Genomic DNA, 18,179 nt, shown 5'->3' with positions numbered 1-18,179 from the left:
CCTTCTTTGTTTTAATGAAATAGACTAATACTTGCAGATAATAGAAAATAGAAGGAGTGATTTCATGAAAAAGATTGCGATTGTAACAGGAGCTTCAAGGGGTCTGGGTGCAGCGATCTCTCAAAAACTTGCGGAAGAAGGGTATTCGATTATATCGATTTCCCGTTCAGAGAACAGCACACTACACACCATTGCTGCTGACAATGGACAAAGCTATTATCACTTCCCTTGTAATCTCGCAGAAGGATCAGAAGTGGAAGACACATTTACAAAGGTGTATGAAAAGGTGAACCAGCCTGACACGGAAGAAATCTTCCTAATCCAAAATGCGGGAACAGTGGCGCCCATACATACAGCTGGTCATTTACACCCTCAAACTGTTACTGATAGCACCCAAATCAATCTGATTTCTCCTATCATCATGACGAATAAGCTGCTTAAAATAACAGATAAAAAAGTGACTATAGCAAATATTACTTCTGGTGCTGCCCAGCGTCCGATCGAAGGCTGGAGTGTGTACTGCAGTACAAAGGCTGCTCTAAATATGTTTACACAAACGGTCGCGCTCGAACAAGAAACAGCTGGCACACACCATAAAATTTTTGCCTTTAACCCAGGCATTATGGATACAGATATGCAAGGAGAAATCCGTTCCTCCAGCGAAGAACAATTTACTGACATTGCTAAATTTCAAGGTTATAAGGAAGACGGTCTTCTCCGTGCACCGGAAACGGTCGCAAATATTTTTGTCTCCCTTCTTCTAGACACAGAAACCGAGAGTGGAGTTATCTATCAGATTAATGATTTTTTAAATTAACTCACGCTTAGTATTCTCCCTTTTAAAAATTTTCAAAAATTTATGTATAGAATGAAAAAGATTTGCTCATACTATTTGTACAAGTGTAAATCCCCCTTTTAATTGCTTCCATAATGGGAGCATTTTTTTTTTGGAAAAATGGCTGTTTTTTAGTGATTTTAATTTCAACCTCAGAATAATCGCTTTCAGGCGGGCTTTTCGTTCAATTGAAAGGCATATTGCTAAATACCCCTGCTTGTATATCCTGGTGTTTTCGGTCAATCTCTAGACTTTTTAAATCAATCTAGAGAAAATATCGAGCATTCCCGAAATTCCTTAATCATTTCCCACACACTTTCGATCATTTCTCTTCTTTTTTCGATCATTCACTTTAATCTCACTCTCTATTAAAAAACAAAGAACCCCGTTTCCATCCACGGGGTCATGCTCATTGAATCATATTGAGAAATTGCTTTGTTCGTTCTTCTTTTGGATTCGTAAAGATTTGGCTTGGGGCTCCTCGTTCGATAATGCGGCCGCCGTCCATAAAGATTACCTCGTCTGCAGCTTCTTCTGCAAATCTCATTTCATGGGTAACCACAACCATCGTCATTCCTTCAGAAGCTAGGTTTTTCATGACCTTAAGCACTTCTCCGACAAGTTCTGGGTCGAGTGCAGAAGTCGGCTCATCAAATAGCATTACTTTTGGTTCCATAGCCAGTGCACGAGCGATTCCGACACGCTGCTGCTGACCGCCCGATAATTGAAACGGATAGTAATCAAGCTTATCTCCCAGACCAACTTTTGATAGTAATTCCTCTGCTCTTTTTCTGACAGCTTCTTTATTTTCACCCTTTACGGTTAAAGGACCTTCCATTACGTTGCCGAGTGCTGTCATATGAGGAAATAAATTGTAGCTTTGAAAAACCATACCCGTCAGCCTTCTAAAAGCAGGAATGGCTTTTTTTGACACAGATTTCGTAAAATCTAATGTTTGATGATCAATTGAAATCTCCCCAGTTGTTGGGGTTTCCAGCACATTCATGCAGCGCAGCAATGTTGTTTTACCTGATCCTGAAGGACCAATGACCACAACAACCTTACCACGATCTACCTGCAGGTCAATGCCTTTGAGCACTTCCAATTCATCAAACTTCTTATGCAGTCCTTTTATTGTAATCACTGATCAAAACTCCTTCTCCTACATACAGGATGCTTATGACACATATCGATTTAGTCTTTTCTCCATAAATCCTTGTAAAATGGAAAGGACAAAGCAAATCACCCAATAGATTAATGCAGCCATTGAATATAGCAGTAAAAATTCATAATTCGTTGCTGCAATTTCTTGCGCCCTTCTAAACATTTCCGTGACAAGGATCATGGAAGCCAAAGATGTATCCTTTACCAAGCTTATAAACGTATTCGATAACGGCGGAATCGATACCCGTGAAGCCTGCGGTAAAATAATTCGTTTTAGCAGCTGCTGATAAGACATCCCCATGGAATAGCCAGCTTCCCATTGTCCTTTTGGGATCGAAAGAATCGCTGCTCGAATAATTTCAGATGCATAAGCACCTACATTTAAGGAAAAACCAATGACCGCTGAAGGAAATGGATCAATAATAACACCGATTGTCGGAAGCCCATAAAAAATGATAAATAATTGCACTAAGAGCGGGGTTCCTCTAATGGCTGAAACATAAATTCTGGCGATCACTTGTAATATTTTCACCGAGGAAATTCTTGCTAATGCCGTTAAAATCGCCAATGAAAGTCCGATGACAAAAGCAATCAGTGTCAGCGGAATCGTATAGGAAATGGCTCCCTCCAGCAAAGGCAGAAGGGAGCTTTTAGCGATACTAATCAGACGGTCAATCCGTTCTGGATCCGTAAAAATACTAGTTAAGTACATCTTCACCAAACCATTTCTCAGAGATTTCTAAATAGGTTCCGTCTTCAATCATTTCTTCTAATGCTTTGTTGACTTCTTCAATAAATGATTCATTTCCTTTTCGGAACATGAAACCGCTTTGAGACGCATCATCCATAGAAGCTACCATTTTCACTGGAGCATCGGGTTTTTGTTTTTTAAAATCTAAGAAAGATAAATTATCGTTAATCGTGACATCAGCACGCTGAGAGTTGATAAGCTCAATCGCTTGATTAAATCCTTCTACTCCCACGATTTCTGCACCATATTCACGAGCAATATCGGCATAGTTACTTGTCATGGATTGCGCTGCTTTTAATCCTTCAATATGCTCAAAATCTTTAATCGTATCGTTATCATTATGGGTAATTAATACACCAGCAGAAGTGATATAATGCTCTGAGAAATCATATTTTTCCTGGCGATCCGGTCTAATTCCAACTTGGTTGGCAATCATATCAAATCGCTTTGAATCTAAGCCTGCAAACATGGCATCCCATTGTGTTTCCATAAACACTGGTTCAACACCAAGACGCTCTGCAACCTCTTTGGCGATCTCAACATCAAAACCTGTTAATTCTCCGCTATCATCATGGAACGTAAATGGAGGATATGTACCCTCTGTTCCAATGAGCAATTCTCCCTCATCCTTAACCTTTGCCAGTAAATCTTCTTCACTTGTATTTTCATCTGCTCCGCCCGTATTTTCCGGATCTGCTGCATTATTTCCGCATGCAGCAAGAAGCAAAGCAAGGCTTAACATTAATATCAATAAGATAGAATTCTTTTTCATTCTATAAACCCCCTAATCCCGATTAGTTTTGTCAGCATTAGCTATCATATTACATGCCCTACGAACTGTAAAGCGAATTGCTCGTACTTTTACAATTCTGTGACAATGAGCATTATATATAGCTTTGTCCATGATAATGGTGAGTATTTTCCCTGTTCTTATCTTTACCAAACAAATCATTTTTACACGGATTTCCACTCATGATCTTTTCCTTAACCGGGAAAACCAAGTACGTACTAATGTTATGCCTCAACAAAAGACAGGAGGAAACCTACATGACTAGAAAACCTAACAAAGGCAGCAGAAATCAAAACTCACCAAGCAATGATACAGCTCATATCGTAAGCGGCGATAACAGCAAAGGAAACAAGCGAAATAAAGATCAAAAGGATAAAACAGACTTGCATTCATAAGGATTGCCAGAAAAAGAAAAGCCGATGGGAAACGAATCATTTTCCCATCAGCTTCACTTGTTTATAAGACGTCACATTACCACTATTTCACCTTTACTTTCGCATCTCCTTTAATCCATAACGGATAGGCAGAGATTTCAAGTGTTAGTGGATTTGCTATATTAGTGGAATTAAGTCGTAATCCCATTCTTTGCATTCCATTTTCAATATGTCCTTCAATCATGCTTCCATGATTGTATTCATTTCCTTTAGCATCTTTAGAGGACAACATAAATAACGAGTAATTAAACTCTCTCTCGGTTTTCAGCTTAAACCACAACTCATTCCCGATAATCTCCAAATCTGAAAGAAGCTCTCCCTTAGGCTGTTTTAATATTTTCTCTGTGCTTGTGTCAATAACTACAGTATCATCCTCACGATCAATCGCCTGCAAGCTATTTAGAACAATAAATATCTCTTCTGGTTCCTTAAAATAATTACTTTGCAAATATAAAATCTGTTCATTTTCATTTATATAATTAGCGGTAACACCGTTGGAAATTTTTGTCCATGCTTCCCCATGTTCGTCAACAAGTCTTAAATCATCAAATGATAGTATTTTTTTACTATTGCGGTCATCCATTTCTAAGGTAACAGCTACCCTAAGCGGGTAGATTTCCACTTGTTTTATAGTAATGTTCTGCTGCTCAATTGATACAGTCTTATTGACTTCATAAGTTCTCTTTTGCTCCAGCGATTTATTTAAAGAAAAAGGAATCTCGAATTGCTCTTTTTGCGTGCCAGTTCCTACTTCTATAGCTAATATAAAATCAGTTGTTTCTAATGGTTCACTGAAAAACAGCTCTGCAGTAGTATCTACTTTATTTCTTGGAGTATCATTTGGAACATCAACACCATATCCGCTCGTAGCCATCACTGGGTCTTTTCCTTTAGCACTTTTCAGTTCTAAGTTATGGACTTGAAAGTTCGTTTGGTTGTCATTTGACTCAATCGAATAAAAAAGAACCATTCCATATTCATCTGCAATGACATGATCTATATTTACCTTCAGGCCATTCCTTTCCTGAGAAACGCCAATCTCCTGCACATAGTCATTCTCAACGGCAGCTAATAACCCTTTATCATAGCGGATCATCTCGACGACCTTTTCCATGCCTGGAATAACCGCAATATAGTTTGCCAATACATTTGAGTAGCGGATGCTGACAAAGAAGGTGATGAAGAATACAGCTGCAGCCGCAGTACTATATAGCCATCTTTTTCGCATAACATTCTTCTTTTGCTGCCTGCCTTTCTGAAAACCTGCTTGAATGGCAGCATCTATATCTTCTACAGGATATTGTAATTCATCATACGCCTTTTTCCATCCAATTAGATTTTGCTCTTCTTTCTCAAACATTTGACATTCCGCCTTTCTCATCCAGCAGTTTCCGCAATGATTTTAAGGCTTTGTGCAGCCAGGTTTTTACTGTTCCTTCCGGGCATTCCAAAGTAATGGCGATATCTTTGAGTTTCATATCATGAAAATATTTCAGTGTCAGAATTTCTCGAGAACGCTGATCTAACTGGTTCATGGCATCCTCTATTTCTAACAATGTATAGCTATCCGCTTTACCGCTCACATGCACAAGTTCATCATTCAGCACTGTATGCTTTCTTTTTCGCAGCACGTCATTGCAATAATTGATCATAATTTTGATTGCCCAAGTTTTAAAGAAAGCTTCTTTCCGTAATTTTTTGATCTCTTGATAAATCCGAACTGTGACTTCCTGGACAGCTTCAAGGGCATCCTCCTGATTGTGAAGATATGCATATGCTGTTTTATATAAATCTAATTTAATGGTGTTAATGATGAAAAGGAATGCCTCATCATTTCCTCGCCGAGCTTTTCTGACAGCCTTTTCGAGCTCCACACCGTTCCCCCCTGCCCTAATTTCTATATATATTAGACTGCTGAATAAGCAAAAGGTTTTCTTTTTTTTAGAAAGATAACTATTTATACTCAAATTTTGAAAGGCTCAGAGAAAAAAACTGCTTTTGCTTTTCAAGCAAGTCTTCACAACATTTTATAAAGATGAACAAATTGATTTTCTTCTTCCTCCAGGCTATAACCGTTGCTTTTGTATAGGTTTATTGCGCTTTCCCAGTTCCTATTCGTTTCAAGCACCAGTTTGCTATAATGTAAATTCAACGCTTTTTGTTCAAGAGCTTTTAGCATTTTTTTTGCCAGACCTTTACCTCTTAAGGTTCGTTTAACCGACATTCTTTGAATCCGTCCTGTCCCTTCAGCTTCTTTGGTCAATGCTCCTGTACAAACTAATTCATTATGTAAGAGTCCTATGAGAAATACAGAACCGTCTAAACAATAATGTTCATAGATATGGTTAAGATCGGGATTTAGATTATGATCAATAAAGCCGAATCTTTCTAGAAATCCATCGAGTATTAGCGCTTTCGCTTCCATTTCGTAACTCTTCGTCATTTCAATGATCTTCAAATCCATGCTGCACCTCAGTCCTTATACTCCTTAAGTCTTATATCAGAATCCTGCTGCGGCTCAATACCGCTTCCCTTATTTTATAGTAAAATAAGGAAAACAGAGTACAACAAGGAGGATTTATGAAAAGAATCTTTATCATATTTTTAGTATTAGTGAGCTTATATGTGATCGCCACTACTGCGTATCAATGGCTGCCGCTTGGAAGCAGTGCAGCTAATGGCAAAGTCAATTCCAATATCGAAGAAATTTCCATTGAGTTAGAAGGTGCAAATGCAACAATTCAAAAAACGAACGGTGCTGATTTAGAAACAGAGCTTGAAGGAAAAGGGGAAGTAAAGATCACTGAAGAAGGCGACACGCTGAAAATAAAATATGAACGGAAGTCTTGGTTCAGCAGCCCCTTTAATAGAACAGCAACGGTCGTCATTCATGTTCCTGAGACATTTGACCGCACTTTATCCATTAGAGGCGGATCTGGTACGATTGACGTAAATGGTGAAAATGATTGGCAGCTTGACGAGATGGATGTCAAATTAGGTTCAGGTAAAATAAACGTGCAAAACATCCTAGCAGAAACCGTTTCACTTGAGGCTACTTCTGGCGTGATGAGCGTTGATGGTATTGAAGCTAAAGTAAGTGACTTTTCCATAAGTTCCGGAAAAGCTGATATTAACAATGTCTCTGCAGAAAATGTATCCCTTAAAGCATCTTCCGGAAGAATTGATGGGGACAGCATAACAGCTGCTGATATTAAGGCAAATCTAAGTTCTGGAGATTTCTCACTAGATAACATGACTGGCGGATTAACAGGAGAGTTATCCTCCGGCCGATTAACAGCTTCCTTTAAAGAGGTTACAGATGATATTGATCTTCGCGCAAGCTCTGGACGACTTCAGCTTGATTTACCAGATGATGGAGACTATACCATAAACGGCGAATATAATAGCGGGCATATATCCGCAAACCTCCCATTAGAAAATAAATCCGAAAGCGATCATGGCTTTACTGGTAAAAGCGGAGCCGGGACACATGAAGTCAATGTTCGAGTAACAAGCGGTTCAGTTGAGATTCATTAATCTCTTTTAAAAGGAGAGGCTGGGACAAAATGAAATTAATCTTTCTAAAATACGAATATTCAATATATCTTGGTTTGGGTATTTAAACAAGTCCGTTCCACCTGCGCTGCGGACCCTGTTTTTTCGTGGGATCAAAAGCTGAGCCTCCTCGGAGCAAGCTCCTGCGGGGTCTCACCTTTTCCTCTATTGCCCACAGGAGTCGAGTGTCCTTCGCTCCATTTCACTCATGTTAATAAAATGTATTTTATAATCATAAATAAAAAACCGAATGATTAGAAAGATGACTTCCTAACCATTCGGTTCTCTGGGTCTGTTAAATACTTATGTCCCAGCCTCTTTTTTTATTTGACCATACAAAAATAAAAAAGGCAGCAACTCCATAATAGGAAATCGCTGCCTTTCAGATTCTTTACCTTTTAAACGGCCACCAGTTGGCAGCACCAAAATTTTTCACCATTACCGGGATAAACAATGGCAGAATGACAAGTGCATAGAGGAATAATCCTACAATGACTATTGCTGCAATTTGCAGCAGCGACAGCATTCCAGAAGGCATCATCGCCGCAAAAGTCCCGCCTAAGATAACAGCGGCCGAAATGATTACCGTACCCATCTTTTTCATAGATAGCAGCATCGCTTCTGATACAGACAAGTCTCGATATTCATTGAAACGATCCATCAGGAAGATACTGTAATCCACACCAAGTGCTACTAGGATAACAAAAGCAAAGAATGGAACAGCCCAGCTTATGCCTGAATAGCCAAGAATATTGACAAAAATCACTTCATTGATCGCCATAGAAGTATAGTATGTCAGAATCAGTGAGCCGATTAAATATAGTGGCATGATAAGTGATCGGAACAAGAAAACAAGAATAATCGCTATACCAGCAAGCATTAAAATAACTGTGCGGGTGTAATCCTGATCACTCATTGTTCCTAAATCAGCATTCATGCTTGTTGGTCCCCCAACGGCGACCACTGCATTTTCAAGCTTCGTTCCTTTGGTTGCTTTTTCAACAGTGTCCTTAATTTCAGGAATTTGACTGATCGCATCATTCGAATACGGATTCGCTTCGAAAATCACATCCAATGTCATTACCTTTCGATCTTTTGATAAATAGACATCTAACACTTGAGCAAAATCGCCACTGCCAAGCACTTCTTCGGGTAAATAAAATGCGTCTGAACCAGTTGATAATCCTGTTAAATAGTCTTGCGCAGACCCAAGTCCATCAGATACTTCTGTTAAACCATCAACACTTTGGCCAAGGCCGTCTGTTAATTCGCCGATCTGTCCGCCAAGATCTCCAAAGCCTGCAAGCAATTGTTCCTGTCCAGTCGTAATACCAGCTAAACCATCAGTTAACTCAGGCATCCTGCCGACAATTTGCCCTTGGCCATTAGCCATTTCTTCTAAGCCCGCCTGCTGCTGTTCTAGTCCTGCAAGTAGTTGATCAAATCCTGCGACGATATTGTTTTGCTCTTCATTTGCTTTTTGGAATGCAAGGTTTGCTTGAGTGATTCCGTCTGCTATTTGCGGAAGTCCTCCCTGAATTGACGTAATCTGCCCTTTCAGCTGCTGGTACATAGCATCTTCACCTAAGTCTGCATATTTTCCTTCTAAGTGATTGAATAAAGCTAAATTTGCTTGTGATAGGCCATCTGATACTTGAACTAAATTTTTAGCGGCATCCTCATAACCAGTGCTCAATTCTTCATATCCACCTGCTAGCTGCAGAACCCCGGCTTTTAAATTTCCTAATCCTGCAATAATCTCAGTTGAGCCCATTGAAGCTTCACGCATTCCCTGCTCAATCGTTGCAAGGTTTGTCTGGATGGTTTCCAGGCCTGTTTTCGCCTGATTTGTTCCATCTATTAATTGATTGATTCCATCTGTCGATTTTTCGAGCTCTGGAGCCTGATCTGTAAGCATTGTATTTGCTTCATTCAAGCCGTCCCGAATTTGTTCAACTCCGTCACGGCCATCTCCAATTCCATCTCCGAGTGTTTCCGCCTGAGAGCTGACATATAAATCATCCATCACCTCTCCGGTTGGTCTTGAAACAGAGCGGACACTTTGAACTAAATCAATGTGTGATAGCTCATCGCTGATTTTCTCTGCCAGACTAATATACTCAGCTGAATCCATTTCTTCGTCATTGCGGATAACAACCTGTGTTGGCATGGATTCACCAGGACTAAAGCTGTCAGAAATCGCATTAAATGCTTTGATGGAATTCACATCTCCGCTAATTTCCTCAAGCGAATTAAAGGAAAGCTCTCCATCATATGTGGCTAGGAAAGGTACACATACCACAGCAACGATCAGCAAGGCAATAAATGGCCTTGCTAGAGAGAACTTGCCAACCGTTCCCCAAAGCTTGCTGTCAGCATGCTCTGCCGATCCTTTTGATGGCCAAAACAGCTTTTTGCCCAGGACTGCCATAAAGAATGGAACGATGGTAAAAAGGGCAACCAGTAAAATCGCTACCCCAATTGCCACAGCGGCCGCTGACTGATAAAGAATAAATTGCGAAAAACCAATCGCTGCAAATCCAATCATCACTGCTACACCACTAAAAAATACCGTTCTTCCAGCATTTTTGTAAGTAGCTATAATTGCATCAGCTATACTCTCTGAATGACTTAATTCTTCTTTATAACGACTTAACAGCAAAATACAATAATCTGTTCCTATTCCGAAAAGAACGGCTACAAGGAAAATTTGTGTGTAGCTTGATATCGGAAAGTCGAAGTGATCTACAAGAAAACCGACAATTGACTGAGATGCCAAATAGGTGAGTCCAACTGTGACAAGCGGGATTAACGGTGCTATGACCGATCTGAACACAAGCAGTAAAACAGCTAATATGAATACAACTGTAATGCCCTCTGTTTTCTTCAGTCCTTCCTGTGAGCTCGTCATTACATCCTCACTAATCATCCATTCACTTGTATAATAATGATCGACCTTTACATCCTCAACTGCAGCATATAGAGCTTCGCTTAGCTCTTTTGCTTCACGGTCATTCCAATTCACGGTAACTTGAGCCAATATTGCTTTTCCGTCTTCTGACACAAGCTGATCTCTGAGTGAATCTTCGTTAAAATGAGTCAGAATCTCTGTAATTCCGAGCTCTTCTTGCTCGTCTTCCAGTAACCGAATCGCTCTCTCAGCCTCTTTAATATCTTCTTCATTCAGCTTATTTTCGTTATGAAAAACCAATGCGACTCCTGTATCATTGCCGCCACCCTCATCTTTTTGCACTTCTGACATGATATCACCAGCAATTGCTGAAGAGTATTCATCTGGCACGGTAATTTGACCTTTCTCACGAACAAGGTCTCCCATGCTCGGCGCAGCAAGAAAAAGTCCAGCAACAATGGCAATCCATGCAATGATGACAAACCACTTTCGTTTGATGATTGTACTCACTTTATATCCCCCGTCTGAATATTTTCTTTACTTTGCAGCATAAAATTCTTAAGCTTCTCAAACGAATCCATAAATTGATTGATTTCGTCTTCTTCAAAGTTATTGATCAACGACTCTACTAATTTCTGAATACGTTCTTCTGTATCTTCAAACAATTCCTTTGCTTTGTCTGTCAGCGTCAAATAGACCACCCTGCGATCACTCTCATCCCGTGTCCGCAGTATTAGTCCTTTTTCCCACAGCCTTGTAATAATGGCTGTAATTGCGCTTTTTTTCACATCAAACACTTCGGCAAGCTCTGATGAAGTACAAGAACCAGATTTATAAATATGACGCAATGTATAATGCTGATCATACGTTAAGTCATTGCCAACCTGGCTTTTCACCAGGCTCTGTCCACAGCGGTTTACAATAAATGAAATTTCAATATAACGATCAATCAGATCTTTTATAGAATGTTCCCCCATGTATATATTCACCTCTTTTTGAAATTATTCTCCACTTTAATTATTCAATACATGAACTATTAATATAGTTAACTTTATGAAAAATGACATTCCTTGTCAATAAAAGTTTCTCATTTTGCACTTTCATTTTTTAGACAAACAAAAACACCGCATATTCTATGCGATGCAAGTATAATAAGTTATGGTTCTTATTTCATTCTTCCCTCTAACATCTCTTTAAAAATTACATTCAATTCCTTTTTTGATTTCTGCTGCAGCCATTCAGCTTGATCTATAGGCAAAGTAAGTTTTAAGGCAACCTTTTCATATGGCATTTCTACTTTACGAATTTCTTCTAATGTAATGCCTTGTTCTATATCCGGAAAATCAAGATCGTTTTCGTGAACTGCCGGCAATTCACTATATTCATCAGCATTCTCCACTTCACTGACAAAATTCAAGTGAGGTATCCTTCCCGGCAATATATTCACGGTCATAAATGAAGTAATCAGACTGCCATTCTCCAATTCTACTTCTATAATATGATTTTCTCTATCATTATATTTTTTTATCGTAATTTCACTAACAATTATATCTAATTGCAGGGTACAGCTGGAATTCGTATGGAACACATAGATGGCACTATTAAAATAAAATATATTTTCCCCGTCGATCTGTATAGATTTTATTTTAGCCATGCTATATCCCCCAAACGTTATATCAGAATCTTACTATTATTATAAAACAACATGGCAATCTGTCCTAGTCTGATTCTTTCGTAAAAAGAATACAGGAACAAAGCAACCAAAATGACGAATCATCCTGAAGGCTTGCAGCCTTCTGTACAGTTAAGTATGACCTATGGTACTTAAACTCGTAAGCTTCTATAAATAAGCGGAGATTTTCCGGCTAATTCTCGAAAACCCTCTTTTGAGCTAGATTTAAACGGAGAATATCCGTTTATTCAAAGAAAAACCTTACTTTTTCAAGTTTTAGGGGTCAATAGTCGGAGTTTCTCCGTCTATTTTAGCTATTTTCCTAGATTTTTATTCAATAAGCGGAATTCCTCCGTCTATTTTCAAGCTATGTTAGTTACCATGATTATTCAGATGTCATCATAACTCCAGCTGGTGGGGATCAGCAACTCCTTCTCTTCGCTTTCTGAACATACAAAAAATCCGAATGGATTAGAACGCTAATCATTCGGATCTATTGTTGAACTGAATACAATTGTCTCAGCCACTTTCCCTTACACATTCACCTTCAGTTTTCTCTTAAATCTAACAGCAACCACTTCAAGAAGAATCGCTACAGCTAGTATGAAGAAGGTAATGGTGCCAATTTCTCTAATATCAAGATAGAAGTTACTTGCCATAAACATTTCAAATCCAATTCCTCCTGCTCCAGCTGCTGCACCCATGGCCACGGCAACTGCAAAATTAATTTCGAATCGCAGAAATGTCCATGAAATTAAATAGGTGAGAGATGATGGAATGACCGCTTGGAAAATAATATGCCACCAGCTTGCTCCGCTTGCTTGAAGTGCTTCAATGACACCTTTATCCAGCTCTTCAAATGATTCAGAGTATGCTTTAACTAAGTAGCTTACAGAGTGGAAGGTCATGCCGACAACAGCTGCCACACTTCCCAGCCCTGCAGCAACAGCAAAAATCAGTACCCATAAGACGGTTGGAATAGCACGAATGATGGCAACTCCAGTTTTTATGACGGTTGAAACTCTTCTCGAAGTTAAATTCTCAGCTGCCAGCAAGCCGAGAAATAACGCAATAATGGCGCCGAAAATGGTTGTTAAGAACGCTAATCCTAACGTGATTAATACTTGGTACAATGCATGTGTGAAGGAAAACCGTGCAAAATGAGGTTCCAGAAACATGGTCTTAATGTTGACCAAAGTTGCTCCCATTGCATCTATTACATTAATTTCTTTATAGTCAAAAGTAAAAAATGCAAAAACAGTTAGAAATGCCAGTAAAAAAAGGGTCAATCGGATAATGAAAGACGATTTGGTCTTCACTTTAATTTTGATCGGTTTTTTCGGTGAAGCTTCTACTAAGTGATCTGTTTTTACATGCTCATTTACTTCCATTAAAGAATCACTCTCCTTACATAGTTTGAGATCGCCTCTATGCAAAGAATAGCTGCCATAATGCTAATCACAACTAAAGCTGCAATATCATAATTCAAACTTTTATAATAGAGATTAAACGTAAATCCGATTCCCGATCCTGTTAACAAGCCAATAAGGGTAGCACTGCGCACATTTGTTTCAATCATAAATAGAATCCAGCTAATCATTTGCGGAATGCTGGCAGGAATAACAGACTGAGAAATGATCGAAAAGTAGCCTGCTCCAGTTGCCCTCAAGGCTTCTACAGAACCGCTGCTCACTTCGTCAATCGTTTCTACAAAGGCTCTTGTCAGAAAACCAAATGAGCCAAAAAATAAGGCAAAATAACCCGTTAAGGAGCTTTGTCCAAAAGAAAACAGCAAAATCATCGCCCATGCTGCAACATCGATATTACGAAAAACAGTCGCGACACCTCTGCAAATACTGCCAAAAAAGGCATTTACTCTAGTTGTATTAGAGCCTAGCACAGCAAAAATCAAGGCAAACAGGGCACCAATGGTTGTTGCCGCAACAGAAACTAGCAATGTTTCGATCAGTTTGTCCATAATATCAGGCAGCTTTTCTAATGATTCAACAGTTGGGTAAAAGTTGCCTAATGCCCACTGTACAGCTTGTGGAAGAGAAGTAAATCCTTTTACCACGTTGTATTCCGTAATGATGATGGCCATTACGGTAATAATTGCTAACACGACGAAAAAAGAAAGTGAACTAAGCCTTTTCTTTTTGAAATAATCAGCTTGCATGGATGCCTCCTATATCAAAAATAAGATCCTCAGCTTCCGAACCGTAGATACGCTGAATATCTTCTTTTGTTATTTCTTCTGGCACTCCATTAAAGACGACTTTTCCGCCATTTACACCGATAATTTTGTCGGAATACTTTAGTGCAACATCCACCTGGTGGAGATTAACTAGTACTGTGATTCCCATTGTTCGTGAAATATTCTGCAAATGATCCATAATGATTTTAGCTGAATTCGGATCCAGTGAAGCAATCGGCTCGTCACATAGCATCATATGCGGATCCTGAATAAGCGCACGAGCAATTCCGACACGCTGCTTTTGTCCTCCGCTCAGCTGATCTGCCCGCTTGTAAATATGGTCCTCTAAACCAAGGATTTTTAATAACTCCACCGCTCGTTCTTTTTCCTGCTGATTATATAATCCTAAGGCACCAGCAATGACTGACTTTTTGCCAAGGACGCCGTGCAGTGTGTTTTCAATGACACTCAGACGATTTACTAGATTGTAATGCTGAAAGATCATGCCTATTTTTGTGCGTGTCATTTTCAGCTCTTTCTTTTTCAGTTCTACTAAATTGGCATCTTCGAAAAGCACTTCTCCGCTTGTTGGATCAACCATGCGATTGATACAGCGAAGGAGAGTTGATTTCCCTGCACCGGATGGTCCGATGATTGAAACAAACTCTCCTTCTTGGACGGAGAAGCTAACATCTGATAATGCCTTCGTGTCTTTACCGAAATGCTTCGAAATATTTTTCACTTCAAGCAAGGCGCTCATATGTTAACTCTCCTAACCTATTCTTTATTTGGATAGCTCACGAATTGGATCAAACCATGAATTCTCTACTTCAACTAAACGCTCGTCCGCTGTCTTGGAGAACAACCCTGAGAAATCTGAATCCTCTGGAATGAATACTTTTTCGTTATTTGTAATGTCATCTGAAGTCATGATTTCTAAAAGCTCAGCCTGAAGCTCTTCATTAATATTGTCTGTGTTAATAACAAACGGTGCATTTAGAACAGGCGTTACAGAAATAAGAGTGAATTCTTTTCCTGTTACTGTATTAAATGGTTCCGCAGCATCTTCTTTAACTTTATAAACAGCACCAGCTGTATTTTCATCGCCATCAGCTAATTCAACATAGTTATTCACACATGTATCACAGAATGCCGAAATCTCTGATTTGCCTGATAATAGGTTGACTGCAGAGCCTTGGTGAGAACCGCCATATAATACTTCGCTAAAGAATTTGTCTGAACCGCCTTCAAGTAAATCTTCAGCTGTTAGATCTTTAAACTCGTCTTTTTGTGAGAAATAATCAACAATTCCTGTAGAAGGAACTTTAAAACCTGATGTTGAACTGTTGGAAACAAAGGAGAATTTCTTTCCTTGGATGTTGTCAATCGCATAAGCATCGCCATCTTTGTATTGTTCAGCATTTGCCTTTTCTGCTGCTAACCAGCTGTGGTAGACAGCGTCATCTAATGTACCGGAAGGACCTGTTGGCACAACAAGTGGAAGCACTTTATCATTTTTATTATTTGCTTCGATAAATCCTTGAGCACCAAGGAATGCCATATCTGCATTTCCGTTTGCAATTGCTTCAATTGCGACAATATAGTCAGTTGTTGTTTGATGTTCTACTTCCATACCTGTTTTTTCAGCAATTACCTTTCCAATCTCATCACGAGCCGCTTCAAGATCAGCTCCAGATTCATTTGGAAGCCAAGCAATTGTTAATGTGCCACCTTCTGAATTTGCTGAAGATGAACAACCTGCAGCCACGATCATTACGAACGTAAGTAAAATAAACAACATCCTTTTCTTCATCATCATTCTCCCCACACATTTTTATTTTTTTCGCATTCGATCTCATTATAAAAAGAAGATGTCAAGCTACTATTAACTTCATGTCGAATATTGTTAATACTCTGTATTATTTTGTTAATGAATAGTAAATATTAACTTAGAACAACACCATTGTGCATGTTGTATTCCCGGTTGCAGAGATGATTCATAAACTCGAGATCATGGAAAATGCCAAGCATCGTGGTTCCTTCCGCCATTAACTGCTCCATGAGGATTTTCACTTTGAGCTTTGATTCCTGATCGAGACTCGCCGTTGGTTCATCCAGTAAAAGCAATCGCGGTTTTTTCACCATCGCTCTGGCAATATTAACTCTGAGCTTCTCCCCACCTGAAAAGGTTGTTGGGTAGCTATCCCACAGCTCTTTATCCAATTCAAAATGCGAAAGGATCTTTTCTGTCTCTTCTTTTGCCTGTGTAAGGAAGACTCCGCGCTCGAGAATGGATTGCTGCACAAGCTCTCTCACTGTTGTTCTAGGCATCACATTTAAAAATTGTGAGACATAGCCAATCTCATGCTTGCGTAAATACAGCATTTGCCGCTGGGTTGCATGTGCTAAATCAATCTTTCCAAATTGAGCAGATTGATAGATTATACTTCCGCTTTTAATTCGGTATGTACCATATATGCTTTTTAAAATAGTTGACTTTCCACTGCCGCTTTTCCCTGTTATTCCAACAAACTCTCCTTCATTTACCAGCAAATCGATCCCCTCAACAGCCTTAATATTCTTATTGAGCTGATGAAGCTGAAACGATTTTGATAGATTGTTGATTTCTAATAAAGCATTCATATTCTCACCCGCTTTCCATGGTTAAACGCCTGCCGCACCATCACACACGGTAATTCGTCTTTTGTATCAGCTTCCCATCTACAAATACACTTGTGATTACCGGAAAATCATCACTGATGGTTTCAATGATTAACAGATCTGCTTTTTTCCCTTCTGCAATCGAACCTAGTTCATGTTCCATATTGACCGCTTTTGCGGGATTGATGCTGACAAGCTTGATCATCTCCGCCAAGTCCATTCCATATTCATGAACGAGCCTGAAGATGGAATGAAGTATGGCAGCAGGATAATAATCACTGCATAAAATATCGATTGCACCATCCTGAATTGCTTCGGCAGCTGATAGATTCCCGCTGTGTGATCCGCCTAGCATCACATTCGGTGCACCGGCAATGGTATACATCCCAAGTTCTTGTGCTCTCTTCGCTACTTCAAGTGTGATTGGAAATTCACTGATACTTGTTCCAAAACTCTCTACTAAATCCAGTTTTTCCAATGAATCATCATCATGAGAAGCAACTGCCACATCATGCTTTCTGGCAAATTCGGCAATGTCTCGCATATCTTCAATCGACAGCTTTTCTTTTGTTTGATGATTGTGAATGAGCACATCAATGCTTGCATCATTCAAGTTGTTATAGCTTTTCACGGTGTTTCTATAGATTTCTAAATGACGATACTGCCCCTGCCCCGGAGTATGATCCATAAAGGAAACGAGATGAACCTTTCCTTCAGCAATATATTGTTTCAGATTGTCTACTTCTTTCACATTATCAATCTCAAAACGGGCATGAAATCGATGCCGGACTAAATGCTTGATATGATGGCTCTGATCGATAATATCAATGAGTTTGCGGACATTTTCAGGCTCTCTGATCGGCTTATAGTCGTACTCTGTTTCTTTTAACATAGAGAGGGAATGAAACATGGTTGTGACGCCGTGTGTGATTAATTCTTTCTCTGTTTCCCGCAAACTAATATTAAAATTCATGAGCGATGTAGGTCTAGGTGCAGCCATATGTTCAATATAATCTGAATGTATATCAATAAATCCTGGTGAGACATACCCTCCCGCAGCATCAATGATTTCGATGCCTTCTTCAAACTTGAGACTGCCTCTTGGAGCGATGCTCTGAATGATGTCATGCTGTATAAAAAGATCATATCCAATTAAAATACCTTCTTCTGTAATGATCTGAGCGTTTGTAATGATATACATTTCATGTGTCC

At 39.3% G+C, this 18,179-nt stretch carries 18 protein-coding genes; 3 read left to right on the top strand and 15 right to left on the bottom strand.

What is annotated here, in order from left to right; all coding sequences use genetic code 11:
- Nucleotides 1-64 precede the first annotated feature (64 nt).
- Complete coding sequence (locus B7E07_RS04000; protein WP_080844180.1) at nt 65-817, top strand: (S)-benzoin forming benzil reductase; 753 nt, start codon at nt 65-67, stop codon at nt 815-817.
- 427 nt (nt 818-1,244) lie between these two features.
- Here the strand turns inward: B7E07_RS04000 and B7E07_RS03995 are convergent, their stop codons facing one another.
- From B7E07_RS03995 to B7E07_RS03985, 3 genes are read right to left on the bottom strand one after another with little or no spacing between them, the layout of a single operon-like run.
- On the bottom strand, nt 1,245-1,979 hold the full coding sequence (locus B7E07_RS03995) for an amino acid ABC transporter ATP-binding protein (protein WP_080844179.1): 735 nt from the start codon (nt 1,977-1,979) through the stop codon (nt 1,245-1,247).
- Between the two features lie 33 nt (nt 1,980-2,012).
- Entirely contained in the window at nt 2,013-2,711 is a 699-nt protein-coding gene (locus B7E07_RS03990) for an amino acid ABC transporter permease (protein WP_080844178.1), read from the bottom strand.
- Nucleotides 2,698-3,522 carry an amino acid ABC transporter substrate-binding protein gene (locus B7E07_RS03985; protein ID WP_080844177.1) on the bottom strand — a complete coding sequence of 275 codons (825 nt, stop codon included), beginning with the start codon at nt 3,520-3,522 and terminating at the stop codon, nt 2,698-2,700. Before B7E07_RS03985 ends, B7E07_RS03990 begins: the two co-directional genes overlap by 14 nt.
- Nucleotides 3,523-3,797: 275 nt before the next feature.
- Between B7E07_RS03985 and B7E07_RS23485 the strand changes: the two genes are divergently transcribed.
- The gene (locus B7E07_RS23485) at nt 3,798-3,935 is read left to right on the top strand and encodes a hypothetical protein (RefSeq protein ID WP_176215110.1); all 138 of its coding nucleotides are present in this window, start codon (nt 3,798-3,800) and stop codon (nt 3,933-3,935) included.
- 82 nt (nt 3,936-4,017) lie between these two features.
- Here the strand turns inward: B7E07_RS23485 and B7E07_RS03980 are convergent, their stop codons facing one another.
- The 3 genes from B7E07_RS03980 to B7E07_RS03970 all read right to left on the bottom strand — a co-directional run bounded on the left by B7E07_RS03980 (nt 4,018) and on the right by B7E07_RS03970 (nt 6,432).
- On the bottom strand, nt 4,018-5,334 hold the full coding sequence (locus B7E07_RS03980; RefSeq protein ID WP_176215109.1) for a DUF4179 domain-containing protein: 1,317 nt from the start codon (nt 5,332-5,334) through the stop codon (nt 4,018-4,020).
- Nucleotides 5,327-5,848, bottom strand: coding sequence for a sigma-70 family RNA polymerase sigma factor (locus B7E07_RS03975; protein ID WP_080844175.1), 522 nt, complete (start codon nt 5,846-5,848; stop codon nt 5,327-5,329). Before B7E07_RS03975 ends, B7E07_RS03980 begins: the two co-directional genes overlap by 8 nt.
- A gap of 143 nt (nt 5,849-5,991) precedes the next feature.
- Nucleotides 5,992-6,432: a GNAT family N-acetyltransferase gene (locus B7E07_RS03970; RefSeq protein ID WP_373886039.1), complete on the bottom strand. Its 441-nt coding sequence runs from the start codon at nt 6,430-6,432 to the stop codon at nt 5,992-5,994.
- Nucleotides 6,433-6,554: 122 nt separating this feature from the next.
- Between B7E07_RS03970 and B7E07_RS03965 the strand changes: the two genes are divergently transcribed.
- Nucleotides 6,555-7,511: a DUF4097 family beta strand repeat-containing protein gene (locus B7E07_RS03965; protein ID WP_080844173.1), complete on the top strand. Its 957-nt coding sequence runs from the start codon at nt 6,555-6,557 to the stop codon at nt 7,509-7,511.
- A 409-nt stretch (nt 7,512-7,920) separates the two neighbouring features.
- Here B7E07_RS03965 and B7E07_RS03960 read toward each other — a convergent pair whose 3' ends face one another.
- From B7E07_RS03960 to phnM, 9 genes are all read right to left on the bottom strand, one after another.
- Nucleotides 7,921-10,950 (bottom strand): MMPL family transporter, encoded by a 3,030-nt coding sequence (locus B7E07_RS03960; RefSeq protein ID WP_139785567.1) that lies wholly within the window; start codon nt 10,948-10,950, stop codon nt 7,921-7,923.
- Nucleotides 10,947-11,417, bottom strand: a complete 471-nt coding sequence (locus tag B7E07_RS03955; protein WP_080844172.1) for a MarR family winged helix-turn-helix transcriptional regulator — start codon at nt 11,415-11,417, stop codon at nt 10,947-10,949. Before B7E07_RS03955 ends, B7E07_RS03960 begins: the two co-directional genes overlap by 4 nt.
- A gap of 188 nt (nt 11,418-11,605) precedes the next feature.
- Nucleotides 11,606-12,094, bottom strand: coding sequence for a hypothetical protein (locus B7E07_RS03950; RefSeq protein WP_080844171.1), 489 nt, complete (start codon nt 12,092-12,094; stop codon nt 11,606-11,608).
- Between the two features lie 551 nt (nt 12,095-12,645).
- Entirely contained in the window at nt 12,646-13,503 is an 858-nt protein-coding gene (locus tag B7E07_RS03945) for a PhnE/PtxC family ABC transporter permease (protein WP_080844170.1), read from the bottom strand.
- The gene (locus B7E07_RS03940; protein WP_080844169.1) at nt 13,503-14,288 is read right to left on the bottom strand and encodes a PhnE/PtxC family ABC transporter permease; all 786 of its coding nucleotides are present in this window, start codon (nt 14,286-14,288) and stop codon (nt 13,503-13,505) included. The genes B7E07_RS03945 and B7E07_RS03940 overlap by 1 nt, the downstream gene beginning before the upstream one ends.
- Nucleotides 14,278-15,066 (bottom strand): phosphonate ABC transporter ATP-binding protein, encoded by a 789-nt coding sequence (phnC, locus tag B7E07_RS03935; RefSeq protein WP_080844168.1) that lies wholly within the window; start codon nt 15,064-15,066, stop codon nt 14,278-14,280. The genes B7E07_RS03940 and phnC overlap by 11 nt, the downstream gene beginning before the upstream one ends.
- A 24-nt stretch (nt 15,067-15,090) precedes the next feature.
- Nucleotides 15,091-16,119 carry a PhnD/SsuA/transferrin family substrate-binding protein gene (locus B7E07_RS03930; RefSeq protein WP_080844167.1) on the bottom strand — a complete coding sequence of 343 codons (1,029 nt, stop codon included), beginning with the start codon at nt 16,117-16,119 and terminating at the stop codon, nt 15,091-15,093.
- 131 nt (nt 16,120-16,250) lie between these two features.
- Entirely contained in the window at nt 16,251-16,949 is a 699-nt protein-coding gene (phnL, locus tag B7E07_RS03925) for a phosphonate C-P lyase system protein PhnL (RefSeq protein WP_080844166.1), read from the bottom strand.
- A gap of 40 nt (nt 16,950-16,989) precedes the next feature.
- Entirely contained in the window at nt 16,990-18,168 is a 1,179-nt protein-coding gene (gene phnM / locus B7E07_RS03920; RefSeq protein WP_080844165.1) for a phosphonate metabolism protein PhnM, read from the bottom strand.
- Nucleotides 18,169-18,179: the final 11 nt, after the last annotated feature.

Source organism: Cytobacillus gottheilii (genome assembly GCF_900166665.1).
GTDB classification, from domain to species: domain Bacteria; phylum Bacillota; class Bacilli; order Bacillales; family Cytobacillaceae; genus Cytobacillus; species Cytobacillus gottheilii_A.
The sequence above is the reverse complement of the archived record's forward strand: the minus strand, read 5'-3'. Positions and strand labels throughout refer to the sequence as shown.